At 72.8% G+C, this 23,631-nt stretch carries 20 protein-coding genes and 1 pseudogene; 15 read left to right on the plus strand and 6 right to left on the minus strand.

Annotation, left to right across the window (positions count from 1 at the left end):
- Positions 1-161: 161 nt before the first annotated feature.
- The 8 genes from ACZ7MG_RS03980 (at position 162) to ACZ7MG_RS04015 (ending at position 8,042) form a co-directional block, all read left to right on the plus strand.
- Positions 162-1,088, plus strand: a complete 927-nt coding sequence (locus ACZ7MG_RS03980) for a hypothetical protein (protein ID WP_471392234.1) — start codon at positions 162-164, stop codon at positions 1,086-1,088.
- Positions 1,089-1,235: 147 nt separating this feature from the next.
- Positions 1,236-2,015, plus strand: a complete 780-nt coding sequence (locus tag ACZ7MG_RS03985; RefSeq protein WP_471392237.1) for a MarR family winged helix-turn-helix transcriptional regulator — start codon at positions 1,236-1,238, stop codon at positions 2,013-2,015.
- Between the two features lie 15 nt (positions 2,016-2,030).
- Complete coding sequence (locus ACZ7MG_RS03990) at positions 2,031-2,753, plus strand: response regulator transcription factor (protein ID WP_471392240.1); 723 nt, start codon at positions 2,031-2,033, stop codon at positions 2,751-2,753.
- Positions 2,754-3,001: 248 nt separating this feature from the next.
- Positions 3,002-3,889: a glycoside hydrolase family 19 protein gene (locus ACZ7MG_RS03995; protein ID WP_471392243.1), complete on the plus strand. Its 888-nt coding sequence runs from the start codon at positions 3,002-3,004 to the stop codon at positions 3,887-3,889.
- A gap of 67 nt (positions 3,890-3,956) precedes the next feature.
- Positions 3,957-4,910 (plus strand): oxidoreductase, encoded by a 954-nt coding sequence (locus ACZ7MG_RS04000; RefSeq protein ID WP_471392246.1) that lies wholly within the window; start codon positions 3,957-3,959, stop codon positions 4,908-4,910.
- A 48-nt stretch (positions 4,911-4,958) separates the two neighbouring features.
- Positions 4,959-6,290, plus strand: a complete 1,332-nt coding sequence (locus ACZ7MG_RS04005) for a hypothetical protein (protein WP_471392248.1) — start codon at positions 4,959-4,961, stop codon at positions 6,288-6,290.
- Between the two features lie 221 nt (positions 6,291-6,511).
- Positions 6,512-6,913, plus strand: coding sequence for a VOC family protein (locus tag ACZ7MG_RS04010; RefSeq protein ID WP_471392251.1), 402 nt, complete (start codon positions 6,512-6,514; stop codon positions 6,911-6,913).
- Positions 6,914-6,962: 49 nt separating this feature from the next.
- Positions 6,963-8,042 carry an adenosine deaminase gene (locus ACZ7MG_RS04015; protein WP_471392254.1) on the plus strand — a complete coding sequence of 360 codons (1,080 nt, stop codon included), beginning with the start codon at positions 6,963-6,965 and terminating at the stop codon, positions 8,040-8,042.
- Here ACZ7MG_RS04015 and ACZ7MG_RS04020 read toward each other — a convergent pair.
- A complete protein-coding gene (locus tag ACZ7MG_RS04020; protein ID WP_471392257.1) occupies positions 8,039-8,554 on the minus strand; it encodes a mycothiol transferase in 516 nt (171 codons plus the stop codon). The genes ACZ7MG_RS04015 and ACZ7MG_RS04020 overlap by 4 nt on opposite strands.
- Positions 8,555-8,654: 100 nt before the next feature.
- Complete coding sequence (locus tag ACZ7MG_RS04025) at positions 8,655-9,314, minus strand: hypothetical protein (protein ID WP_471392259.1); 660 nt, start codon at positions 9,312-9,314, stop codon at positions 8,655-8,657.
- A 51-nt stretch (positions 9,315-9,365) separates the two neighbouring features.
- Between ACZ7MG_RS04025 and ACZ7MG_RS04030 the strand changes: the two are divergent.
- A pseudogene (locus ACZ7MG_RS04030) lies at positions 9,366-9,695 on the plus strand (helix-turn-helix domain-containing protein); the annotation flags it as partial.
- Between the two features lie 1,339 nt (positions 9,696-11,034).
- Here the strand turns inward: ACZ7MG_RS04030 and ACZ7MG_RS04035 are convergent.
- Positions 11,035-11,946 (minus strand): LysR family transcriptional regulator, encoded by a 912-nt coding sequence (locus ACZ7MG_RS04035; protein WP_471392261.1) that lies wholly within the window; start codon positions 11,944-11,946, stop codon positions 11,035-11,037.
- 127 nt (positions 11,947-12,073) lie between these two features.
- Between ACZ7MG_RS04035 and mgrA the strand changes: the two genes are divergently transcribed.
- The 5 genes from mgrA (at position 12,074) to ACZ7MG_RS04060 (ending at position 18,006) form a co-directional block, all read left to right on the plus strand.
- Positions 12,074-13,072 carry an L-glyceraldehyde 3-phosphate reductase gene (gene mgrA / locus ACZ7MG_RS04040; protein WP_471392264.1) on the plus strand — a complete coding sequence of 333 codons (999 nt, stop codon included), beginning with the start codon at positions 12,074-12,076 and terminating at the stop codon, positions 13,070-13,072.
- A gap of 389 nt (positions 13,073-13,461) precedes the next feature.
- Positions 13,462-13,872, plus strand: a complete 411-nt coding sequence (locus ACZ7MG_RS04045; protein WP_152166710.1) for a hypothetical protein — start codon at positions 13,462-13,464, stop codon at positions 13,870-13,872.
- Positions 13,873-13,929: 57 nt separating this feature from the next.
- Positions 13,930-16,287 carry an FHA domain-containing protein gene (locus tag ACZ7MG_RS04050; RefSeq protein WP_471392267.1) on the plus strand — a complete coding sequence of 786 codons (2,358 nt, stop codon included), beginning with the start codon at positions 13,930-13,932 and terminating at the stop codon, positions 16,285-16,287.
- A gap of 5 nt (positions 16,288-16,292) precedes the next feature.
- Positions 16,293-17,009, plus strand: coding sequence for an SH3 domain-containing protein (locus ACZ7MG_RS04055; RefSeq protein ID WP_471392270.1), 717 nt, complete (start codon positions 16,293-16,295; stop codon positions 17,007-17,009).
- The gene (locus ACZ7MG_RS04060; protein WP_471392273.1) at positions 17,002-18,006 is read left to right on the plus strand and encodes a serine/threonine-protein kinase; all 1,005 of its coding nucleotides are present in this window, start codon (positions 17,002-17,004) and stop codon (positions 18,004-18,006) included. The genes ACZ7MG_RS04055 and ACZ7MG_RS04060 overlap by 8 nt, the downstream gene beginning before the upstream one ends.
- Here the strand turns inward: ACZ7MG_RS04060 and ACZ7MG_RS04065 are convergent.
- Both ACZ7MG_RS04065 and ACZ7MG_RS04070 read right to left on the minus strand, forming a co-directional pair.
- Positions 17,978-18,442 carry an RpiB/LacA/LacB family sugar-phosphate isomerase gene (locus ACZ7MG_RS04065; RefSeq protein WP_471392276.1) on the minus strand — a complete coding sequence of 155 codons (465 nt, stop codon included), beginning with the start codon at positions 18,440-18,442 and terminating at the stop codon, positions 17,978-17,980. The genes ACZ7MG_RS04060 and ACZ7MG_RS04065 overlap by 29 nt on opposite strands.
- A 33-nt stretch (positions 18,443-18,475) precedes the next feature.
- Positions 18,476-18,931, minus strand: a complete 456-nt coding sequence (locus ACZ7MG_RS04070) for a MarR family winged helix-turn-helix transcriptional regulator (protein ID WP_471392279.1) — start codon at positions 18,929-18,931, stop codon at positions 18,476-18,478.
- Positions 18,932-19,128: 197 nt separating this feature from the next.
- On the opposite strand from ACZ7MG_RS04070, the gene ACZ7MG_RS04075 reads away from it, so the two are divergent.
- A complete protein-coding gene (locus tag ACZ7MG_RS04075) occupies positions 19,129-20,592 on the plus strand; it encodes an MFS transporter (protein ID WP_471392281.1) in 1,464 nt (487 codons plus the stop codon).
- 61 nt (positions 20,593-20,653) lie between these two features.
- Here ACZ7MG_RS04075 and ACZ7MG_RS04080 read toward each other — a convergent pair whose 3' ends face one another.
- Positions 20,654-23,563, minus strand: coding sequence for a helix-turn-helix transcriptional regulator (locus ACZ7MG_RS04080; RefSeq protein ID WP_471392284.1), 2,910 nt, complete (start codon positions 23,561-23,563; stop codon positions 20,654-20,656).
- Positions 23,564-23,631 lie beyond the last annotated feature (68 nt).

Here is a 23,631-nt window from a genome sequence, read left to right on the forward strand (position 1 = left end):
TTCGGGCCGGAAGATCACATCTTCTCCACAGAGGAGTGGATGTGACCTGTGCCACGTCGGCCCGCTGTCAGGCAGGCGGCCGCAACCGGTCAGGCCGCTGCGCTTGCATGGGGGTGCTCCACCCCCACCGGGGCCACGCCGCCCCGTAAGGAGAAAAGGCCATGCAGGACAGGACCATGCGGGACAGGACCATGCAGGACGGGACCATGAAAGACCGGGCCGGGGTCGAGGAGCTCCTCGTCGCGTCGGACCTCCAGGTGCGGACCTCGGCGGTCGCCTGGAAGCACGTCAGGGCCGAGTACGTCGACGTCGTCGAGGACATCCTCGCGACGCTGGCGCCGAGCGGGCCGTACGCGTACACCGTCGTGCCCATGCTCGAAGAGGGCAAGGAGATCCCGACGCAGCGGATCGTCGACACGTACGAGGCCATCGAGAGCAGCTATCGCAACATGCACCGGTTCGCCGCCGTGGTCGGGATCCGGCCCGTGGCGGAGATCAACGCCTCCTGGTACACGTTCGTCAGCGGTTCGGGCCGGGGGCGTGACAAGAACACCGGTGCCGAGAGCGAGCGCCCCATCATCGTGCTGTTCCCGACGATGGGCTCCGAGGGCATCACCGGTGAGCTGTTCTGGGGCCGTACGCAGCGGGAGACGCTGCCGGGCGACCCGGCCGACGGGGCGCTGGCCGGCCGGTTCGCCGTGGCGAAGGTGCACGACGCGCTCCTCGACGCCTACCGCGAGGGCGATGTGGACGCCATCGTCGAACGGGCCCACCCCGAGGTCCAGACGGGCGTCCGGGACTACGCGGCGGGCGGCGGCACCCTGGTCGAACTGCACACCAGGGACGAACTGAGGTCCCACCTCCAGGAGTTCTACGCCCACTACGAGGTCCGGGAGATCGACGTCGTCCAGCGGCACTTCGACGACTGGTTCTTCTTCCACGAGCTGCGCTGGACGGTCGAGGCCCGCCGGGGGCCCGAGGCGGGCGCCGTCTTCCGCCACCACACCGCCGAGTACGCGGAGGTGTCCGGCGCCGGACTGGTCGTCGCGCACATCGGGCACGGCACGGACCAGGTGAAGCTGGGCTGAGGCGCGGCGCTGCGCTGCGCCTGCAGGTCGGTGCCCCGGACGGTGAGGTCCCGTCCGGGGCGCTTGTGTGTGAGGGCGGCCCTCCCGGGGGTACCGGGGCCCGCGAAATATTGCTTGACTTAGGCAAACTTCTGCTACGGTTGCCGCATGCCCACACCGCGCCCCATCGAAGCGGCCTCCCTGGCGGACGTGGCCGAGATCGAGCGGCTTCTCACCCGCGTCGCGTATCTGGCCGGACGCGCCCGCCGGCACGAGCGGCTGATGTCCGACAGTGGTCTGTCCCTGGACCGCGCCTCCGTGTCGATCCTGCGGCACATCGCCGAGAGCGAGCCGCTGCGCCCGGGGGTGCTCGCGGTCCGGCTGTCCGTCGAGGCCTCCCATGTCACCCGGCAGTTGCGGCAGTTGGAGAGCGACGGCTATGTGGTCCGCGTCCCGGACCCGGAGGACCGCAGGGCGCAGCGCGTCCAGATCACCGACGCCGGGCTCGCGGCGTTCGAGCGCGTCCGAGAGGCCGGCCGCCGGGGGATCGAGGGGGTGCTGAGCGACTGGTCGCCCGAGGACCGGCGCCGACTCGCCGATCTCTTCGGCCGGTTGGCCGACGACTTCGTCCAACACGCCGAGCTGGACGTCGCCCCCCGAGCCGTCGGCCCCTGGGGCGCCGGCCCCCGGACCGACGACGGCCAGGCCTTCGGCCGCCGGACCGCCGGCCCCCGGACCGCCGGCCCCCGGACCGCCGACCCCCGGACCGATGACGCCCAGGTCGACGACGACCAGGCCCTCGACCCCCGAGCCGTTCGCCCCCGACCGCCGGCCCCCGGACCACTGAAGCCCGGCCCGGCGGCTCCGGGCCCGGCGGCTCCGGGTCCCGCGGCCTCCCGCCCGCCGGCTGACGGCGTGGCCGGCGCGATCCCTCCATGTGAGCCCTAGCCGAACGGTCCTGTCATGCGCACTCTGCTCACCGAGAAGCCCTCGCCGCCGCGCGGTGACGGCGCACAGCACATCCTCGTCGTGGCGGACGACCCCGTTGTCACCGAACTCCTCACCACCACCCTGGAGTTGGCCGGATACCGGGTCGCCTCGCCCGTCCCGGACGCCGGCGGGACGACCCGGATCGCCCGGGACAGCTACGACCTGATCGTCTGGGACGCCGCACTGCCCCACCTGGAGCGCTTCGTGCGCAGCCGCTACGGCACACCCGCGGACCGGCCCCCGCTGCTCTTCCTGGCCACCTGTGACACCCTCCACGACCTGGTCCCCGGCCTGCGTCCCGGCGACGAGGACTATGTCGTCAAGCCCGTCCGGATCGCCGAAGTCCTCGACCGGGCCCGCGCGTTGCTGCGCGGCCGGGGTGGACCCGAACGGCCCGAGGGGATGCCCTGCTACGGCGACCTCGTCCTGGACGACGCCGCCTGCGAGGCGCGGCGCGGTTCCCGGCCGCTGCGCCTCACGCCCGCCGAGTACCGGCTGCTGCGCCATCTGCTGGCGAACGCGGAACGGGTGCTGTCCAAGGAGCAGATCAGCCGGCACGTCTGGGGCGAGTACCGCGCCCACGGTGCGATCGAGAAGCTGGTGGCCCGCCTCCGCCGCAAGACCGACCAGGAGGAACCCGCGCTGATCCACACCCGGCGCGGCTTCGGCTACTGGCTCGGCTGCCCCGACGATTGACCCGACAACCGTCCGGAGACCACCGGACGACCACCCCGATCACCGTCCTGACCTGGCGTCATCCGAGTTGACTGGTCTACACCCTTGACTGGTACATACCAACGCGGTTGAGTGTGGCCACCACCCCCCACCACGGCCGCCCCCACGCCGTGGCCGGCCCCGCCGGCGCGTGCGCGCGAGGTTCAGTCCCGTCATGCCCTTCGGGTCCTTGCCCGGGTTCGGCCGTGCTCCACTAAGGAGTTGGTCCCGTGTCGAGGCGCCGTATCGCCGCCGTACTGACCGCGCTGGTCATCGGCGGTTCCACCCCTCTCCTCCTGCCCGCCCAGACCGCGTCCGCCGCCCCCTGTTCGAGCTATCCGAACTGGGTGGCCGGCAGGTCCTACGTCACCGGCAACATCGTCCGCTACACCGACGGCAGGGCGTACATAGCGGAACACGACAACCCGGGCTACGACCCCACCATCAGCACCTGGTACTGGGAGCCGTACGCCTGTGAGAACGGCCCCTCCAACCCCTCCGGATTCGTGGTGAGCGAGGCGCAGTTCAACCAGATGTTCCCGAACCGGAACTCGTTCTACTCGTACAGCGGGCTGCGGGCGGCCATGAGCGCGTACCCGGCGTTCGCCACCACCGGCAGCGACACGATCAAGAAGCAGGAGGCCGCCGCCTTCCTCGCCAACGTCAACCACGAGACCGGCGGACTCGTCCACATCGTCGAGCAGAACACCGCCAACTACCCCACCTACTGCGACTGGAGCCAGTCGTACGGCTGCCCGGCCGGACAGGCGGCCTACTACGGGCGCGGCCCCATCCAGCTCAGCTGGAACTTCAACTACAAGGCGGCCGGCGACGCGCTCGGCCTGAACCTGCTGGGCAACCCCTGGCTGGTGCAGAACGACGCGGCCGTCGCCTGGAAGACCGCCCTGTGGTACTGGAACACCCAGAAGGGCCCCGGCACCATGACCGGCCACAACGCCATGGTCAACAGCGCCGGGTTCGGGCACACGATCCGCAGCATCAACGGCTCGCTGGAGTGCGACGGAAAGAACCCGGCACAGGTGCAGAGCCGGGTGAGTGCCTATCAGCGGTTCGTCCAGATCCTCGGCACATCGGCGGGCGGCAACCTGTACTGCTGAGCCGCGTCCGTACGACGTTCCGCGGAACCCGGCGGGCGCCGCGCCCGGCGCGTGCGAGACTGCGGCGGTGACCTCGGAGACGACCGCCGTGACCACCGCGAGCGCCGCGGGTACCTGGACGCTGGGTGATCTGCCCGTCAACCGTGTCGGCTTCGGCGCGATGCGGCTGACGGGCAGCGCCGCGTTCCACCTCGGGACACCGAGAGGGCGCGAGGCGTCGATCGCCGTGCTGCGCCGCGCGGTCGAGCTGGGCGTCAACCACATCGACACCGCCGCGTTCTACTTCTCCTCCCTGCGCTCCGCCAACGAACTGATCAACAGCGCGCTCGGCGGGCCCTGTCCGGACGACCTGGTCCTCGTCACCAAGGTCGGACCGCACCGTGAGTACTCGGGGGAGTGGGGCACGGCCGCCCGCCCCGACCAGTTGCGCGGCCAGGTCGAGGAGAACCTGCGGCAGTTGGGCCGCGACCACCTCGACGTGGTCAATCTGCGCCGGATGCGGCAGGACTCCATCGCCGAGCACTTCGGCGCGCTGGCCGAGCTGCGGGAGGCCGGGCTCGTCCGGCACCTCGGGATCTCCGCCGTCGAACCCCGGCACCTCGCCGAGGCGCGCGCGATCGCCCCGGTGGTCTGTGTGCAGAACCGGTACGGGCTGAGCGGCACGGACGACCCCGCCGCCGACGACGAGATGCTCCGCCTCTGCGGCGAACAGGGCATCGCCTTCGTCCCGTTCTACGCGATCGCCGGTGACGCGGGCCCCGAGGGTGCGAGCATCGCGCACGACGAGGAACTGCTCGCGGTCGCCCGGGCCCACGACGCCACCCCCGCGCAGATCCGGCTCGCCTGGACCCTCCACCAGGGGCCGCACGTCCTCGCCATCCCCGGCACGGGGAATCCGGACCACCTGGCCGAGAACATCGCCGCCGGTGCCCTCCGGCTCACGGCGGAGGAGATGGCCCGGCTGGACGCCGTGCACCGGGGCGAGGCGTCGGGGCAAAGCAGCACCAACGGGTTCATATAGGCTGCCTGTTCTGTCCCAGCCGTTCGTCACCACCCGGGAGAGTCACCCGTGAGCGTAGCCACCGCCCACTCCGCATCGGCCGTACCGCCCGCCGACGAGACGCCCGCCACACCGGAGGCCACCGGGGGAATTCCGCCGCAGGACGAGGGATTCTGGGTCGAACCGGGCGCGGCCGAGGGGCAGGCGCAGGTCGAGGAACAGGCGCAGGTCGAGGAGCAGGCGCAGGTCGAGGAGCAGGCGCAGGTCGAGGAGCAGCCGGTCCGGGAGGACGTGTCCGCTGCCGAGGTGCCGGCGCAGCCCTCCGGCGACGCCACCCCCGCGGACACGTCGGACACCGCAGACCTTGCGGACGCCGGGGACACTGGGGACGCCGGGGACACCGCGGATGTCGTGGACGAGCAAGTCGCCCGCGATGCCCGGAAGTTCGGGGTGTACGCGCGCACCGGCGGCTGGGCGTTCGCGCTGAAGGTGGCGCGGAGTGTGCGGCCCGGCGGGGAGGCGCCCGGCGAGACGCCCAAGGTGTCGGCGAAGCGGTTCGCCGAACTCGCCGGGTGCTCCCCGGAGCGGGTCATGCGGTACTACAAGGCGTGGGACAAGGCGGCCGACGACGGCATGGTGCCGCACTTCGAGGCGCTGGCCCCCGGCGCGGAGATCGACCTCCCCGACTCCGACGTCTGGCTGACGTACTACAGCTCCCGGTCCAGCGCGACCTCCGACCGGGGCACCGCGATCACGGCGGCCGCCGAGGCCGAGGGTATCCGCCCGACCAAGGCGCTGGAGGTCGCCGAGAACCCCACCGCGCTGCGCGCCGCGATCCTCGCCGACCCCTCCACCGCCCAGGCGGCCCGCACCGCCCTCCTGGACCGTCTCAAGGAGGACCCCTCCCTCCAGACCGAGCTGGCCCGGGACATCGCCCGCACCGACGAGCTGAAGAAGGCCGTCGCCAACGAGACCCAGGCGGCCAGCCGGATCGGGTACGTCCGGCAGATCGTCGAGAACGGGCAGGTCAAGACCCCGGCCGGGCAGGTCATCGACGCCACCGCCGAACTGCGCGCCGAGGCCGAGCGGCACCTGTCCCTCATCGACGAGCTGGACGACGACGAGGACACCGGCGAGTGGGCGACGGAGGCGTACGACACCGTCAAGGAACTCGTCGTCCAGACCGTGCAGGCCGACCCCGAACTGCGGGTCCAGGAGCGCCGGACGAAGTTCTACAGCAGCCTCCAGAAGGCGACCAAGGTCTTCGAGGAACTGACCCTCGACGACGCCGTCGACCTCGACGCGATCTACGAGGACGACATGCTGGAGCGCCTGGAGGAGCTGCAGCAGGCCCTCCACACCTGCATCGCCGCCCTCCGCAAGGCCTCCCCGGGCGAGTGACCCCGGGCTCCGGCCCTCCCCGGCGACCAGGGCCGCGACCAGGGCCGTGACCAGAGCTCCGGCCCGCTCCGACCCCGAGGCCCCCTGCCGTGCAGGGGGCCTTCGCCATGCCCTCCGCCGTGCCCTGGGTCACCCTCGGACCGGTACCGCGAAATGCCATTTGCGTCCGGCGCGTGTTACGTATAACCTCCCGGGAACCCCGAGCCGCCGGAGAGGCCCCGATGAGACGCATTGCCCTGGTCACCCTGGTGGTCGACGACTACGACGAGGCGATCCGCTTCTACACGCAGGCGCTCGGCTTCACGCTCGTCGAGGACGAACCGAGGCCCGACGGCAGCCGCTGGGTCGTCGTCGAGCCGGAGAGCGGCGGACAGGGGCAGGGCGGCGGCCTGTTGCTGGCGCGCGCCAAGGACGAAGCGCAGCGCGCCCGGGTCGGCGACCAGACCGGGGGCCGTGTGGGGTTCTTCCTGCACACCGACGACTTCGCCCGCGACCACACCCGGATGCGGGCCGCGGGCGTCAGGTTCCTGGAGGAGCCGCGCCACGAGCCGTACGGCTCCGTCGCCGTCTTCGAGGACCTGTACGGCAACCGCTGGGACCTCCTCCAGCCCGCCACCCCGTAATCACGCCTCCACTCCACCCCACCGCACCACCTGCCGAGGAACGAACGCCATGTCTGCTACGCGCATAGACGCCGAAGTGATCCGCCGCCTGCCCAAGGCCGTCCTGCACGACCACCTCGACGGCGGTCTGCGCCCCGCCACGCTCGTGGAACTCGCGGCGGAGGTCGGCCACACCCTCCCGGAGACCGACCCGGAGGGCCTCGCGGCCTGGTTCTACGAGGCGGCCAACTCCGGTGACCTGGTGCGCTACATAGCCACCTTCGAGCACACCCTCGCCGTGCTGCAGACCCGCGAGGGCCTGCTGCGCACCGCCGAGGAGTATGTGCTCGACCTGGCCGCCGACGGTGTGGTGTACGGCGAGGTGCGCTACGCGCCGGAGCTGAACACGCGGGGCGGGCTCACGATGAGCGAGGTCGTCGAGACCGTGCAGGAGGGCCTGGCCGCCGGTATGGCCAAGGCGGCGGCCCAGGGCACCCCGGTCCGCGTCGGCACGCTGCTGTGCGGGATGCGGATGTTCGACCGGGTCCGTGAGGCCGCCGACCTGGCCGTGGCCTTCCGGGACGCCGGTGTCGTCGGCTTCGACATCGCGGGCGCCGAGGACGGCTTCCCGCCCGCCGACCACCTGGCCGCCTTCGAGCACCTGCGCCGGGAGAGCGTGCCCTTCACCATCCACGCCGGTGAGGCCCACGGGCTGCCCAGCATCCACCAGGCCCTCCAGGTCTGCGGCGCGCAGCGCATCGGCCACGGCGTCCGGATCACCGAGGACATCCCCGACCTCGCGGGCGGCAAGCTCGGCCGTCTCGCCTCCTGGGTGCGCGACCGCCGTATCGCCCTGGAGATGTGCCCCACATCCAACCTCCAGACCGGCGCGGCCGGCTCGATCGCCGAGCACCCCATCACGGCGCTGAAGGACCTCGGCTTCCGCGTCACCCTCAACACCGACAACCGGCTCGTCTCGGGCACCACCATGACCCGCGAGATGACCCTGCTCGTCGACGAGGCCGGCTGGACCCTCGACGACCTGCGCACGGTCACCGTCAACGCCCTCAAGAGCGCCTTCCTCCCCTTCGACGAGCGCAACGCCCTCATCGAGGACGTGGTCCTGCCCGGCTACGCGTCCGCCGCCTAGGACCCCTCGCTCAGTACCAGTCCCCGTACGTACGCGGCCTGGCCGACATGCTGGAGATCGTCGGCCAGGACGCTGATCAGGCGTACGCCGAGGGTGACGGCCGGGGTCCAGCGCTCGTCCACGATCCGGTCGAGGTCGCCGGGGCGGAGGCCGTGCAGGAACTCCAGCGTCCGCGTGTGCACGGCGTCGAAGTAACCGGTGAGCAGGTCACCCGAGTCCACCCGCACCTTCGCCACCTGGGCCGGGCTGTGTCCGAACCCGGTGTCGCGGGACGGCAGCGCGAGCCCGAACCGCTTGTCCCAGCCCTGGCACGGCCAGACCTGGTCCGCCCCGGAGGCGTCGGCGACATGGTCGTCCTGGATCCGGGTGAGATGCCAGACCAGCCAGGCGACGGAGTTGGCGTCGGGGGCGGGGCGGGCGTGGAGGTCCGCCGGGGAGAGCCCGTCCACGGCGGCGTGGACCTCCTCCTTGATCCGGCCGTACGCGTCGATGAGAACGTCCTGCACATCCATACGTCCACCATCGGGCATCCGGCCCGCGCCCGCACCGCCCCCGGCCCACCCCCCTCGCCCTGCAGCGCCGGTCCCCCGATCCGGCGCTGCGGGACACCTGTCAGCTTGCGGCGGTGTGGTTCGCGGTGCGGTCGGTGGTCGGTCGGTGGAGCTTGTCGACGGCGGTGGTCGTCGTCTTCTTGAAGGCCTTCACGGGCGCGTCCTTGAAGCCGCCCATCTGCCCCCAGTCCACGACGGTGACGGTCCGGCCGTCCCGGCCCACGGACAGGAGCCGGATGTCCATGGCCCCCCAGGACGTCACGGTGGCCACCCCGTGGACACGGGCGCCCTCCTCCACGGGCAGCGTCCCGAGGTCCCGGTACTCGGCCTCGACGTCCGGGTCGGAGGAGTCGCTGACACAGTCCTGAAAGTCCTTGTTCAGCCGCGTGGCGAGTGCCTTGGCCTTGCTGTCGCTGCCCGTGACGACGACGACCTGCCGGGCGCTGGTCTCCAGGTCCGTCCGGAAGGAGCGGTGGTTGACGTCGTAGGCCAGGAACGCGTCGCCCAGGCAGTACTCCAGCTCCTCGGGGACGCCGTCCTCGATCTTGCCCGCCGTCCAGGAGGACGAGGGGTGCGGCGGGAGTTCGGACGCCGACAGGTACTTCGGCGTGCTCGCCTTCGCGGCGGCGGCCGGTACGGCGCCGGCGGCGAGTGCGGAGCCGGCGGCGAGGCCCGCCACGACGAGTGCGGCCAGTGTGCGGGCTCGGGTGCGCTTGGGCATGGTTGTCCCCCGTGGATGAGTGAGTGGTGGTTCCTCGCCGCCCGACGCCGGATGGTCCGTCCGGCCCTGGTCGGGGCGACACCAGAAGCATCGGCCGTCACCGGGCGTGAGCGCAACGGCGGGCGGCCGATCAGCGGCCATGGAACCATCCCAGCCCTTCTGACGTGCCTGTACGGGGAGTGCCTGGGATGCCGTCCCGGGACGGGGAGGACGTGGAGAACAGTGTCGGCAGTACCGGACGACGTGCGGGAGTTCGCGGCGTCGCTCACACGGCTCAAGGAACGCACGGACCGCAGTTACGGGCAGTTGGCCCGCCGCCTCAACATGAACACCTCGACGCTGCACCGCTACTGCGCGGGCGACACGGTTCCGCTCGACTTCGCGCCCGTCGAGCGGTTCGCCGCGCTCTGCGGGGCGACGGCGGAGGAACGGCTCGAACTGCACCGGCTGTGGCTGCCGGCGGTCGCGGCGCGGCAGCGGGCGCGGACGGGTGGGGGAGGGGCGGCCGCACCGGAACCGGCACCGGCACCGGCCGGGTCGGCCGCGACGGTCCGGCCCGCCGAGGCCGTCGATTCCGCCGATCCCTTGGAGTCGGCCGCGCCCGCCGAGCCGCCCGCGGAGTCCGCCGAGGCCGCCGGGTCGGTCGAGCCCGCAGAGCTGGTCGAGCCCGCAGAGCTGGTCGAGCCCGCAGAGCTGGTCGAGCCCGCAGAGCCGGTCGGGCCCGTAGAACCGGTCGAATCCACAGGTCCGGTCGACCCGGTCGCCGTGCCCGCGTCGGTGCCCCCGGTGCGCCGCCCCTGGCATCGCCGTCGGCGCACCCTCGTCAGCGCGGCCGTCGCCGCGGTGCTCGTCGCGACGCTGGGCAGCCTGACCGTGCTGCCGTCCGGCGGGTCTTCGGCGGACGGCAGCGTAGGGGGCGGCGCGCCGCCCCCCTCGCGTACGGGCTCGGCGGCCCAGCGCCCGTCGACCGCGCCCACGAGCCCGTCCCCGTCCCCGTCACGGGACGGCAGCGGCACGAAGAGCCCCTCACCCACGCCCACTCCGAGCGACGAGCCCGAGCCCAGCCCCACGAAGGACGACGACACCGGGGAGCGCCGGCCCCCGGCCACCGGCGTGCCCCTCACCTGGACGGCCAACTCACAGGCCTGGGCGCTCGGCTGCGGTCATGACTACGTCGTCGCCAAGCCGCCCGGCGAGGTGCCCCCGCCGCCCGCGCCGCAGGACGCGGGCGTCTGGGCCGCGACCCAGAAGGCAGTGCACGGCCGGAACACGATCGTGGAGATCACCGTGCAGGGGCGGAAGTCCACCGCCGTCGTGCTGACGGCGATGCGGGTGCGGGTCGTGGGACGCGCGGCTCCGGCCGGGGGCAACGCCTACGGGATGGACCAGGGCTGCGGAGGACGGGTCACGCCCCGGTACTTCGACGTGGATCTGGACAAGGACCGGCCGATCGTCCGCCCGGTCGACGGCGCCGACCTGGACGTGAAGATCCCGGCCGTGAGTTTTCCGTACCGTGTGTCGGCCGAGGACCCGGAGGTGCTGATGATCTCCGCCGACACCGAGACCTGCGACTGCAGCTGGTACCTGGAACTGGACTGGTCCTCCGAGGGCCGCACCGGCACGGTCCGGATCGACGACGCGGGCCGCCCGTTCCGTACGACCGCGATCAAGGGGCTGCCGCGCTACGAGTACGACACCCTGAACCGCCGGTGGTACTCCCCTACCGACTGACCTCGGAGCACCCGGCCGGCGGGTCGAGCAGCCCCATCAGGGCACGCGCCGCCGGGCTGGTGGCCTGTGGGGGCGGCAGCAGGGCGACCGTCTCGTACACGTTCTCGCTCGTGCCCTTGACGGCGAGCGCGGTGAGGGAGTCGCGCTTGTGCCGGAAGTGGCGGGGGACGACGGCTATGCCGAGGTTCTCGTCGACGAGTTCGAGGAGGCTGTGCACATCGTTGACCTCCAGGGCGACGGCCCGGCGGACGCCCGCCGCCGCGAAGACCGCGTCGGTGGCGCGGCGCGGACCCCAGTCCGGGTGGAAGTCGACGAAGACCTCGCCGCCCAGCTCCTCCGGGGTCACCGCGGCGCCGGCCCCGGCCGCCGCGAGCCGGTGGCTCGGATGGCACAGGACGGTCATCGGCTCGCTGGACAGCGGTACGACGCGCAGCTGGTCTGTGTCCTCCTGGGCCGTCCGCACGGCGAACGCCAGATCGAGCCGCCCGCTCGCGACCTCCTCCGCGAGCGCGCCCGAGCCCGCCTGCCGCAGACAGATCTCCACATCCGGGTGCCGCCGCCGGAACGTCGCCAGCAGCCCGGCCACACGCAGCCCGGCCAGACACTGCTCGGACCCCAGCGCGAGCATCCCGCGCAGCACGCCCTGCACGGCGGCCACCGCCTCCCGGGCCGTCCGCACCTGGGCGAGGATCCGCTCCGCCTCGGTCAGCAGCGCCCGCCCGGCCGGGGTGAGCATCACCCTGCGGGTCGTCCGTACGAACAGCGGGGTCTGCAGCTCGCGCTCCAGGGCCCGGACGGAGGCGGACAGACCCGACTGGGAGACCAGCAGCCGTTCGGCGGCCCGGGTGAAGTGCTCCTCCTCGGCGACCGCGACGAAGTGCTGGAGATGGCGGAGTTCCATGACTGAGAAGCGTAGGCGCTGAATCCCATCGGATTCTTCTGTTGGACCAATGCCCCCAGGTCGCGAAAGAGTGGACACCGGTTCTCAGGGACTTCGGTCCTCCCGTGCCAACCTCTCTGGAGTCGCGTTGTACACCGCACACCCCGACCGCTACGCGGACATGCCCTACCGGCGCACCGGACGCAGCGGTCTGAAACTTCCCGCGCTCTCACTCGGCCTGTGGCACAACTTCGGCCCCGACCGTTCCGTCGAGACGCAGCGCGCGATCCTGCGCCGCGCCTTCGACCTGGGCGTCACCCACTTCGACCTGGCCAACAACTACGGCCCGCCGCCCGGCTCCGCCGAGTCCGCCCTCGGCGAGGCCCTCAAGGCCGACTTCGCGCCGTACCGCGACGAGCTGGTCATCTCCACCAAGGCCGGCTATCTGATGTGGCCGGGCCCGTACGGCGAGTGGGGCTCCCGGAAGTACGTGCTCTCCTCGCTCGACCGGAGCCTGGAGCGCATGGGCCTGGACTACGTCGACATCTTCTACTCGCACCGCCCGGACCCGGAGACTCCGCTGGAGGAGACGATGGGCGCGCTGCACTCGGCGGTCCAGCAGGGCAAGGCGCTGTACGTCGGTGTCTCCAACTACTCGGCGGAGCAGACCCGGGAGGCCGCGCGCATCCTGGGCGAGCTGGGTACCCCGCTCCTCATCCACCAGCCGCGCTACTCGATGCTCGACCGGCGCCCCGAGAGCGAGGGTCTGCTCGACGCCCTCGACGAACTCCAGGTCGGCTCCATCGTCTTCTCCCCGCTGGAGCAGGGGCTGCTGACCTCGCGCTACCTCGACGGCATCCCGGAGGGTTCCCGCGCGGCGAGCGACAGCCCGTTCCTGAAGTCGGAGGCCGTCACCGAGGACCTGGTGGGTCGGCTGCGCGCGCTGGACGAGGTCGCCAAGTCCCGCGGCCAGACCCTGGCCCAGCTCGCCCTGGCCTGGACGCTGCGGGGTGGCCGGGTCACCTCCGCGCTCGTCGGCGCGAGCAGTGCGCGGCAGATCGAGGACAGTGTGGGTGCCATCGCCAACCTCGACTTCGAGGCGGACGAGCTGACCCGCATCGACGCGATCATCGAGGGCAAGGCCTAGTCTCCCGTCCGGCCTCGGGCCACCTGCGGCCCGGTGGGGCTTCTCGCGCAGTTCCCCGCGCCCCTGAACAGCACGGGCTACGCCCCGTGCTGTTCAGGGGCGCCCGGCCCGTTGAACGCTCCGCCGATGTCCTGCGTATGGGACGGAGACGATCGGGTCCGGTAGCCGCCCCCGCGCTGCCGGTGACGCCAGAAACGCCCGCTCAGCGGGCCCTTCGCCGTGTTTCGGCCAGGCACGCCCTCGCATATGCCAGGAGACTGGCTGAATTGGCATGGTGACAGAGGGTCAGGAGTGTCGATACTCGACAGGCAGGGCGATTGAGTCGTGAACGAACGCGCACCCGTGCGCGTTCACCATGTCACTGTGCGTAACGATCGGGGGAGCGAAACGTGCACGACGAATTCCTGTGCCATGTCACCGCGTACGGCTGGTGCGACGGCCGACGCGTCGGTGTGCCCCTCGGTACCTACCGCGCCCCCACACTCGCGCTCGCGCTGTGGTGGATGCGCGACCGCGCGTTATGGATCGCCGAACGCCTCGACCCGCGACCCGAGAACCCCAACTTCCCCCCGAACGCGGTCGTTCCGGTCGCCGACACCGTACCCGACGTACCGAGCCAGCTGCGCGCCTGGACCACCGACGACGGTCAACAGGACCTGGTCGCCGAGGAGTTGGCCGCCGGAAACCTGGTCCGCATCGCCACCAACGACGACACCACGGAGTACGAGCTGCTCGCGGAGTCCGTCGACGCCGTCCGCATGCAGCGCATCGCCCAGAGAATCGCCGCCCCCGCCGCCTGACCGCGCCCCCGACCCGGCCGGGCGCGCAAATCCGGACGGATCGGTAGAATTTTCGGCATGGCAGAGCGGTCGATCGCACCGACTGCGCCCGAGCTCGTGTTGGAGACCGAGTCGGGCTCCACCGTGATGACCCCGTCCCACGCCTACCACGTGGGCCGCGACCCGCGCAGCGACGTCGTCCTCGACGACGACCGGGTCTCCTGGCACCACGCGGTACTGCGGGCCGAGACGGACCACTGGACCATCGAGGACGAGAACAGCACCAACGGCACGTACGCCGACGGCCACCGCGTCCACGAGTGGGACGTCGGCCCCGGCACCGTCATCCACTTCGGGAGCCTCCCCGACGGCCCCCGCGCGGTCCTCACCGGCCGCGCCCCCGAGCGCCCCTCCGGCATCCTCCGCCCCGCCTCCACCGGCACCTTCCGGCAGCCCACCAGCGTCCGCCCGCTCCCCGAGCGGACCGTCCGCATCGGCCGCGCCTCCGACAACGACCTCGTCATCGACGACCTCGTCGTCTCCCGCCGGCACGCCGAGCTGCGGGCACGGCCCGAGGGACCCGAGGGCACGTACGAGATCGTCGACCTTGGCAGCCACAACGGCACCTTCCTCAACGGCACGCCCGTCGACCGGGCGCCGGTCACTCCCGGTGACATCGTCGGCATCGGACACTCCGCGTTCTGCCTGGTCGGCGACGAACTCCAGGAGTACGTCGACACGGGCGAGGTGTCCCTCGATGTCCAGGAACTCACCGTCGCCGTCGACCGCGGCCGGAAGACGCTGCTGGACGGGGTGTCGTTTCCGGTCGGCGAGAAATGCCTCCTCGCCGTGGTCGGGCCGAGCGGCGCCGGAAAATCCACCCTCCTGAACGCCCTCACCGGGCAGCGCCCCGCCGACAGCGGCGCGGTCCTCTACGACGGCCGCGACCTGTACCGCGACTACGCCGAGCTGCGCCAGCGCATCGGCCTGGTCCCGCAGGACGACATCCTGCACGCCCAGCTCACCGTCCGCAGAGCCCTCTCCTACGCCGCCGAACTCCGCTTCCCGCAGGACACCGCGAAGGCCGAGCGGCAGGCCCGGGTCGACGAGGTGATCCGCGAACTGGGCCTCGAACAGCGCGCAAACCAGCCCATCCACAGCCTCTCCGGCGGCCAGCGCAAACGCGTCAGCGTCGCCCTGGAACTGCTGACGAAACCCTCCCTGCTGTTCCTCGACGAACCGACCTCCGGCCTCGACCCCGGCATGGACCGCTCGGTGATGCACATGCTGCGCGGCCTCGCCGACGACGGCCGTACCGTCATCGTCGTCACCCACAGCGTCCTCAGCCTCGACGTCTGCGACCGCCTCCTCGTCCTCGCGCCCGGCGGCAGGGTCGCCTACTACGGGCCGCCGGACGACAGCCTCGCCTTCTTCGGCTTCGAGCAGTGGCCGGAGGCCTTCGAGGCCTTCGAACGGGACCGGGACCGGGACTGGGCGGGGGAGTACCGCGACTCGCCGTTCCGGCGGCAGTACGTCACCGCCGCCATGGAACAGCCGTATCTGCATCTGTTCGACGAGGACGGCGGGGACGACGGCGAACCGGTCGCGGTGGCGCCGCCGCCCAAACCGCAGAGCTGGGGCGCCCAACTGGGCACCCTGGTCCGCCGGTACACGGCCGCGCTCGGCGCCGACCGCACCTTCCTCGCCATCATGATCGCGCTGCCGTTCGTGATGGGCGCGATGGCCAGGGCCCTCGCGGGCAGCACCCTGGACCGGGAGACCGCCATGAACGCGCTGCTCATCCTGTGCGTCGGCGGAGTGCTGACGGGCGCGGCGAACGCCGTGCGCGAACTGGTCAAGGAACGGGTGATCTACCAGCGCGAACGGGCCGTAGGGCTGTCCAGATCCGCGTATCTGATGTCCAAGGTCGTCGTCCTCGGCACCGTCACCGTCCTCCAGGCCGTCGTCCTCACCTTGGTCGCCCTGCTCGGCGTCGACCTCAACGCCCCCGGCGGCGAAGGCGTGTTGCTGCCACCGCTGGCCGAGATCACGATCGCCGTGGCGCTGCTCGCGTTCACCGCGATGATGCTCGGCCTGCTCGTCTCCGCGCTGGTCCGCAAGGAGGAGGTCACCATGCCGCTGCTGGTGCTCCTCGCCATCGTCCAGGTGGTGTTCTGCGGCGCCCTGCTGGATGTGCGGGGCACGATCGTCCTCGAACAGCTGGCGTGGCTGGTTCCGTCGCGGTGGGCGTTCGCCGCGATGGCCGGCACGATCGACCTCGAACGGATCGTCCCCGACACCTCGGACCCGCTGTTCGCGCACTCGGCGGGCGTGTGGCTGCTCGACCTGGGGATGCTCGTCGTCCTCTCGCTGCTCTGCGGCTGGCTCGTCGCCCGGCTGCTGCGCCGCCGCGAACCCGCGGTGATGCGGAAGTAGCCGCGATGACGACCCCCGGCTTCCTCCCCACCCATGTCGTCCCGCCGGGCGGTCTGTCCGCCTGGGACGCCCCCGACCCCTCCTACCCCACCGTGGCCCTCGACGCGCTGCTGCCGGTCCAGCTCCTGGAACGGCGCGGCGACTGGGGCCGGGTCCTGTGCGCCAACGGCTGGTCCGCGTGGGTCGACGGCCGTCTCCTCGTCGCCGTACCGCAGGACCCGCCCGCCGCCGGCGCGGACGCCGCCCGGACCGCCGACCCGCGCCCGCTGCTCGCCCGTGCGGAGGAGGCCCTGACCCGCTACCGCACCGAGGCGGAGGCGCTGGCCGCCGGGCACCGCGACGGGGAGGCCTTCCGGGAGCGGACGAAGGGGCTGCGGATCGGGCTCGTCGTCGACGGCGAGTCGCTGTGGCTGTTCGACGCCGCGCACGAGCGGTGGGTGTACTGCGACGGGAACCGGCTGAGCACGTTCGCGGTGGGGGAGCGACCGCAGGAGACACCGCGCCAGACACCGCACGAGACCCCGGCTGGCCCGAAGGTACCGCCGGTCGCGGCCCCGGCCCCGGCTCCGGCACCGGAGTCCACCCCGGAGCCGACCCGTGTCGTACAGGAACCCGAACGCGCACCGGCCGGGCACCCGCCGACCGAGCGGCGGGCGGCCCCGCACAGGGCGAGCGACGACGAACCCACCCGGCTGGTGCCGCCGGTGACCCGCGATGAGTGACACCCAGCCGTACGCGGGACGTCCCTCGGAGCTGGTCGGGCGGCAGATCGCGGGCTATCGCATCGAACGCGAGATCGGCCGCGGCGGTATGGCCGTCGTCTACCAGGCGCTGGACCTGCGGCTGGAACGGACCGTCGCACTGAAGCTGCTCGCCCCGGAACTCGCCCGCAACGACACCTTCCGGCGCCGCTTCACCCATGAGTCACGGGTGGCCGCCGCCATCGACCACCCGCACATCGTGCCCGTCTTCGAGGCGGGCGAGACGGACGGCGTCCTCTACATCGCGATGCGGTACGTCGCCGGCAGCGATCTACGGCATCTCCTGGACCGGGAGGGCCCGTTGCCGGTGACGACCGCCACCCGGATCGCCGCCCAGGTCGCCTCCGCGCTGGACGCCGCGCACGACCACGGGCTGGTGCACCGGGACGTGAAACCCGGCAACATCCTGGTCGCGCAGGGCACCGACAGCGACCACCCCGAGCACGTCTACCTCACCGACTTCGGTCTGACGAAGAAGTCGCTGTCGCTGACCGGGTTCACCAGCGTCGGCCAGTTCGTGGGGACGCTCGACTACGTGGCCCCGGAGCAGATCTCGGGCAAGCCCGTCGACGGCCGCTGCGACGTGTACAGCCTCGCCTGTGTCGTCCACGAGACCCTCGCGGGCCGGCCACCCTTCCAACGGGACGACGACATGGCCCTGTTGTGGGCCCACCAGTACGACGAGCCGCCCCCGCTCACCGGCGGGCGGCCCGACCTGTCCCCGGCCGTGGACCAGGTCATGGCGACGGCGCTGGCCAAGTCGCCGGACGACCGCTACGACTCCTGTCTGTCCTTCGTGGCCGCGCTCCGGGCGGTGGACACGGGGCACGGCGTCCCACCGGGGCACACGCCGACCCGGGCCGCCGCGCCGAAGGCGTCCGGGCCGCCCGAGGCGCCGCCGGAGCCACCGCCGTGGGCGGAGCCCGTCTTCATCCGGCCCGGCCGGTACCCCGGCTGACGTCGAGCCGTTCCACGTGCGCCACGTTGTCCCGGTCCTCGGTGTCGCCACTCGCCTCGGCGGCGAACCAGGCGTCCAGGATCTCCTTGAGCAGCGGCTCGGAGGTCAGCCGCAGCCCGATCGCCAGGACGTTGGCGTCGTTCCAGCGGCGGGCGCCGTCCGCCGTGTAGGCGTCCGTGCACAGGGCGGCCCGTACGCCGGGCACCTTGTTCGCGGCGATCGACGCGCCGGTGCCCGTCCAGCAGCACACGACGGCCTGGTCCGCCGCGCCGGAGGCGACCTCGCGCGCCGCCGCCTCCGAACAGACCGCCCACCGGGCGTCGTCCCCGGCGCGCAGCGCGCCGTACGTCACCACTTCGTGGCCCCGGCCCCGCAACTCCGTGAGGAGGAAGCGGGCGACGGGCTCGTCCATGTCCGAGGAGACAGAGATCCGCATGCCCCCGAGGCTACCGGGCCCGCTCGACACCCGTCAGGGCCGCGGCCAGGTCTTGCCGTGGAGCCGCTCGATGCTGGTGTTGAAGCGTTCCAGGTAGTCCGCGAAGCCGGTGATGTCCTCCTCGGACCAGCCCTCCAGCACCGTGCCGAGGCTGCGGACATTGCCCTCCCGCTCCTCGTCCAGCCGACGCTCGCCCTCCTCGGTGATACGGAACTTCCGGGCCACCCCGCCCTCCGGGTCGAGCGTGTGCTCGACCAGCCCGGCCTTCAGCGCGGCGGCGGTCTGCCGGCGCAGCGTGGAGGCGTCCAGACCGAAGGCGTCGCTCAGCTCGCCGATCGACATCGGTCCCTCGACACGGATCCGGCTGAGGAGGATGTACGCGCTGCGCTCCAGCGTGGAGTCCTTGCGGCGCCCCTTGCTCTGGCTCAGATGCTGGTAACGCCCGAGCAGCATGTTCTCGTACTCGACCCGGCGCGTCGGATCTTCCACGGTCGCCTACCTCCTCGTTGCGGACACCGCCAGGGCGATCCTTCCATCCCGGCGGGCCCGCCCCGCCCACCGAGCCAGGCAGCGTACCCGTAATGTGCATCATGCATGAAGAGTGTGCGATGCATGGTGCAGGTATGCTGCACGCCAGGTGCATGACGTATGCCCCGTCACCGGTCACATCGCACGGAGGAACCCCCTTGACGGCCACCCCACCGCCCGCCACCCGCCCGGGTGGTGTCATCGCGACCCTGGCGCTCGCGGGCATCGTCGCCGCGATCATGCAGACACTGGTGACCCCGCTGCTCACCGACCTGCCCACGATCCTCGACACCAGCGCGGCGAACGCCACCTGGGTGATCACCGCCACGCTGCTGACGGGCGCGGTCTTCGGTCCCATCGGCGGACGCCTCGGCGACCTCCACGGCAAGCGCCGCATGCTGCTGGTCTGCTGCGCCCCGCTGATCATCGGCTCGGTGGTGTGCGCCCTGTCCTCGACCGTCGTGCCGATGATCGTCGGCCGGGGCCTCCAGGGCATCGGCATGGGCGTCGTCCCGCTCGGCATCAGCCTGCTGCGCGACGTCATCGCGCCGGAGAAGCTCAGCGGCTCCATCGCCCTGGTCAGCGCCTCCCTCGGCATCGGCGCCGGCCTCGGCCTGCCGATCGCCGCCGCCGTCGCCCAGTACGCCAGCTGGCGGGTGCTGTTCTGGGGCGCCGCGGGCCTGGCCGTCGCCGTTACCGCCATGATCTGGTTCCTCGTCCCCGAGACCCCGGCCGGCGCCAAGGGGCAGCGCTTCGACTACGTCGGCGCCCTCGGCCTCGGCGGCGGAGTGGTGTGCCTGCTGCTCGCCGTGTCCAAGGGCGCGGACTGGGGCTGGGGTTCGGCCACCACCCTCGGCCTCTTCGCCGGCGCCGCCGTCCTGCTGCTGTCCTGGGGCTTCTGGGAACTGCGCACCCGCGAGCCGCTGGTCGACCTGCGCACCACCGCCCACCCGCGCGTGCTGCTCACCAACGTGGCCTCGGTTCTTGTCGGCTTCGGCATGTACGCGCAGTCGCTGATCACTCCGCAGCTCCTGAGGTTGCCTGAGGCCACCGGCTACGGTCTGGGCCAGTCGATGCTGGGCATGGCGCTGTGGATGGCCCCGGCCGGGCTGATGATGATGGCGCTCTCCCCGCTCGGCGGAAAGCTCACCAACGCCCGCGGCCCCAAGTTCACCCTGGTCACCGGCTCCCTGGTGATCGGCGTCGGCTACGGCCTGGCGCTGGTGCTGATGGGCACCACCTGGGGGCTGCTGATCGTGTCCCTCGTCGTCAGCTCCGGTGTCGGCCTCGCCTACGGCGCCATGCCCGCGCTGATCATGAGCACCGTCCCGCTCTCCGAGACGGCCTCCGCCAACAGCTTCAACACGCTCATGCGCGCGCTCGGCACCTCCACCGCCGCCGCCGTGGTCGGTGTGGTGCTCGCCCAGATGACCACCACACTCGGCGGCTTCAGCCTGCCCTCGGAGGCAGGCTTCCGCACCGGCCTGATGATCGGCTGCGGCGCCGCGCTGGTCGCCGCCGCGGTCGCCGTGTTCATCCCCGCCGCGCGGGCGGCCGAGAGCGACGCCGACCCCGACGAGCGGGAGCCGAGCACGGTGGAGGCACCGGCCTCCGCCGCCTAGTGGAGCCCGGCGCGGACGGGCGGGGGAGTGAGCCGCTTCGGCCCCCCGTCCCCGTCCGCGCCTAACCGGTCCGGCGCAGCAGCGCGGACAGGGTGAGACGGGACGAGACGCCGAGCTTGCGGTAGACGCGGAACAGATGGGTCTCCACCGTGCGCGGACTGAGGAAGAGCCGCTCGGCGATGTCGCGGGTGCGCAGCCCCTGCGCGGCGAGGTCGGCTATCTCGCGTTCGCGGTCGCTGAGCGTGCCGAGCGCGTGCGCGGCCGGGTCGCTCTCGGCCAGGGCAGTGCGCAGGTCGGCCACCCGCTCCCGCACCAGCCGCGCCCCGCAGGAACGGGCGACCGTCTCGGCCACGTCCAGGTGGCGCAGCGCCTCGGCCCGGCCCTCGGCCGCGGCGAGCGAGGGCGCGGCGACGGCCAGCGCCCAGGCGTACCGCACCGGCATGTCGGCGGCCCGGAACGCCTGGGCGGCCAGGACGAACAGCTTGGCCGCCACGTCGTGTTCCCCGTCGGCCTGATGGAGCCGGGCGCGGGCCTCCTGGACGTACGCCTCCTGGACCGGGAGCCCGAGCCGGCCGGCCGCCGTCTCGGCGGCCCGGACCAGGTGCTCGGCCCGCTCGCGGTCACCGCACTCCAGCGTGGCCGTCGCCAGCAGGGCGAGCAGGAACGGCCGGGTGAACGGGCGCACCAGCGGCAGTCCCTCCCCGCCCACGCCCTCCAGCAGCGTCCGCCGGCAGCCGGCGGCGTCCCCGGCCAGCAGCCGCGCCTGCGCCAGCAGGCCCGTCGCCGAGGTGGCCCACCAGCTCCGGCCGGGCGGGGTGACCGTCGTCGCCTCCTCGACCAGTGCGACGGCCTCGGCCGCGTACTCCCGGCCACGGGACCAGACGAGCGCCGTCGTCCGCATCGCCCGCGCCAGGGTGACCGCGCCCTCGGCGCCGAGCGCGCCCGCCACGGTCTCGACCTCCCGGGCCCGCCGCTCGGAGGCCTCCAGCCGGCCGGTCCACTGCTCGACCATGGCGAGGGCCAGCAGCCGGTGCATCAGGATCGGCCGCTGGGCGTCCGAGTCGGCGGTCTCCAGCCCCCGGCCCAGATGACGGGCCGCGTCCGCGAACCGCTCCAGGTACAACTCGGCGCAGCCGAGCAGGGCCAGGGTCTCCGGGGTCCGGCCGGCGATCGGGTCGGGCAGCGCGTCCAGCAGCCGCGCGCACCGTGTGATCTCGGGGCCGGCCTCGTCGACGTCGCCCGCGTGGACGGCGCAGAGGGCGGACAGGACGCGCAGCACCGTGCGGTCCCCGCGATCGGCCGCGCCCGCCGCGAGCGCGGCCTCGCGGAGCAGGGTGCGCGCCTCGTCGTGCGTACCGCGGACCACATGGACCAGTCCGTACTCGATGGCGAGCCGGACGGCCTCGGGCGGCAGCGGATCGGGCAGCGGCCGGGGCAGCAGGCCGAGGGCGGCGCCGACGACGGCCGTCGCCTCCTTGTACCGGCCGAGCCGCCGTTCGGCGTCGGCCCAGACGGTGTGCGCCTGGAGCGACTGGCTCTCGGTGAGGTCCGCCCGCGGATCCCCGAGCAGCTCGTGCGCGCGGGCGCGGGCCTCCTCCGGCCGCCCGGAGGCGTTCAGGGCGCGGCAGCAGGCGAGTTCCAGCGCGGTCCGGGCGGCCGGGTCCCCGCCCCGGTCGGGCAGTGCGTCCAGGGCCAGGCGGTACCAGCGCGCCGCGGTCGCCGGTGACCGGCCGACGATCTCCGCGGCTCCCTCGGCCAGGGTGCGCGCGGCGCCGGCCGCGTCCGTGCCGAGCAGGTGCTCGGCGTGCCGGGCGCGTTCGGCGGCCCGGCCGCCCCGGGCCGCGACCAGTTCCAGGGCACGACGGTGGGCGCGCAGCCGGAAGGACAGCCCGGCCCGCTCGTACGCGACATGGCCGAGGACGGGGTGCCGGAAGCGCAGACCGCCGCCGGCGGCCGGGCGTACCAGGTCCGACCGCTCCAGTTCGGCGAGCACGTCGAGGGTGCCGTCCAGGCCCAGCCCGGAGACCTGGGCCACGTCCTGCGGCCGGAACGGGGAGCCGAGGACGGCCGCCGCCGACATCGCCGTCGACGCCGGCGGGGTCAGCGCGTCGAGTTCGGCGACGAGGGGCTTGGCCTCGCGGAGCAGCCCGTCGGGGTCCGTTCCCGGACGGTCGGGCCACAGGCCGGGGTCCCAGTCGGCCGCTAGGAGCAGCCGCAGATGACGCGGATTGCCCCCGGCCGCGCCTGCCAACCGGTCGGCGAACTTTCGGCGTTCGGCCTCCCGGCGTCCGGCCTCCCGGCCTTCGGCCTCCCGGCCTTCGGCCTCCCGGCCTTCGGCCTCCCGGCGTTCGGCGGGGGATCGGCCGTGCCGGGCCGGGTCCGCGCCCCGGCCGACGAGGAGGGACGCGACCGCCTCCGTGTCCAGGGGACCCGGTTCGATCCGGGTCACCGTGCCCGCCCGCACCCCGTCCTCCAGTGCCTCCCGCAGCTCGGGCGGGGTCTGCCGGGGGCGGTGGGCCAGGGCGAGCACGAACGGGTGGGACACCACGGAACGGACCAGCCGGACCAGCGTCGCCGTGGACTCGGCGTCGCACCAGTGGACGTCGTCCAGCACCAGCACCCCGCCCGCGGCCCACCGGGCGGGCCGGTCACGGACCTCGGCGAACGGCGGCGTCCGGGCGCCGACGGTCCGGGGGAAGCCCCGCCGGGCCTCCCAGGCGTCGCGGAACACCTGGAAGGGGGCGGAGCCACCGCGTACGGCGTGCGCCCGGGCGACCGGCAGGCCGCGGCGCGCGGCGAACTCCACGAGGGCCAGGGCGAGACGGGTCTTGCCGATACCGGGGTCCCCGGTGATCTCCACCACCGCCCCCCGGCCGTTCCCCAGCGCCTCCACGATCCCCGAGAGCCGGGCGAGTTCGGCCTCCCGTGCCACCAGGGGATCTCCGGCCCCCGGTACGGGCACTGCGGTCATGAGTGCGGTTCCCCCTCCGCGTACGGTCCCACGTCCCCGGGCGCGCATCGGTCACAGGGAGCCTCGGG

It is taken from the genome of Streptomyces sp. NPDC107538 (assembly GCF_055657445.1).

Excerpts from the sequence above, each read along its gene's own strand:
- ACZ7MG_RS03980 (WP_471392234.1), top strand. The coding sequence starts at position 162 with ATGCAGGACAGGACCATGCGGGACAGGACCATGCAGGACGGGACCATG.
- ACZ7MG_RS03985 (WP_471392237.1), top strand. The coding sequence starts at position 1,236 with ATGCCCACACCGCGCCCCATCGAAGCGGCCTCCCTGGCGGACGTGGCC.
- ACZ7MG_RS03990 (WP_471392240.1), top strand. The coding sequence starts at position 2,031 with ATGCGCACTCTGCTCACCGAGAAGCCCTCGCCGCCGCGCGGTGACGGC.
- ACZ7MG_RS04010 (WP_471392251.1), top strand. The coding sequence starts at position 6,512 with ATGAGACGCATTGCCCTGGTCACCCTGGTGGTCGACGACTACGACGAG.
- ACZ7MG_RS04015 (WP_471392254.1), top strand. The coding sequence starts at position 6,963 with ATGTCTGCTACGCGCATAGACGCCGAAGTGATCCGCCGCCTGCCCAAG.
- ACZ7MG_RS04020 (WP_471392257.1), bottom strand. The coding sequence starts at position 8,554 with ATGGATGTGCAGGACGTTCTCATCGACGCGTACGGCCGGATCAAGGAG.
- ACZ7MG_RS04025 (WP_471392259.1), bottom strand. The coding sequence starts at position 9,314 with ATGCCCAAGCGCACCCGAGCCCGCACACTGGCCGCACTCGTCGTGGCG.
- ACZ7MG_RS04035 (WP_471392261.1), bottom strand. The coding sequence starts at position 11,946 with ATGGAACTCCGCCATCTCCAGCACTTCGTCGCGGTCGCCGAGGAGGAG.
- ACZ7MG_RS04050 (WP_471392267.1), top strand. The coding sequence starts at position 13,930 with ATGGCAGAGCGGTCGATCGCACCGACTGCGCCCGAGCTCGTGTTGGAG.
- ACZ7MG_RS04055 (WP_471392270.1), top strand. The coding sequence starts at position 16,293 with ATGACGACCCCCGGCTTCCTCCCCACCCATGTCGTCCCGCCGGGCGGT.
- ACZ7MG_RS04060 (WP_471392273.1), top strand. The coding sequence starts at position 17,002 with ATGAGTGACACCCAGCCGTACGCGGGACGTCCCTCGGAGCTGGTCGGG.
- ACZ7MG_RS04065 (WP_471392276.1), bottom strand. The coding sequence starts at position 18,442 with ATGCGGATCTCTGTCTCCTCGGACATGGACGAGCCCGTCGCCCGCTTC.
- ACZ7MG_RS04080 (WP_471392284.1), bottom strand. The coding sequence starts at position 23,563 with ATGACCGCAGTGCCCGTACCGGGGGCCGGAGATCCCCTGGTGGCACGG.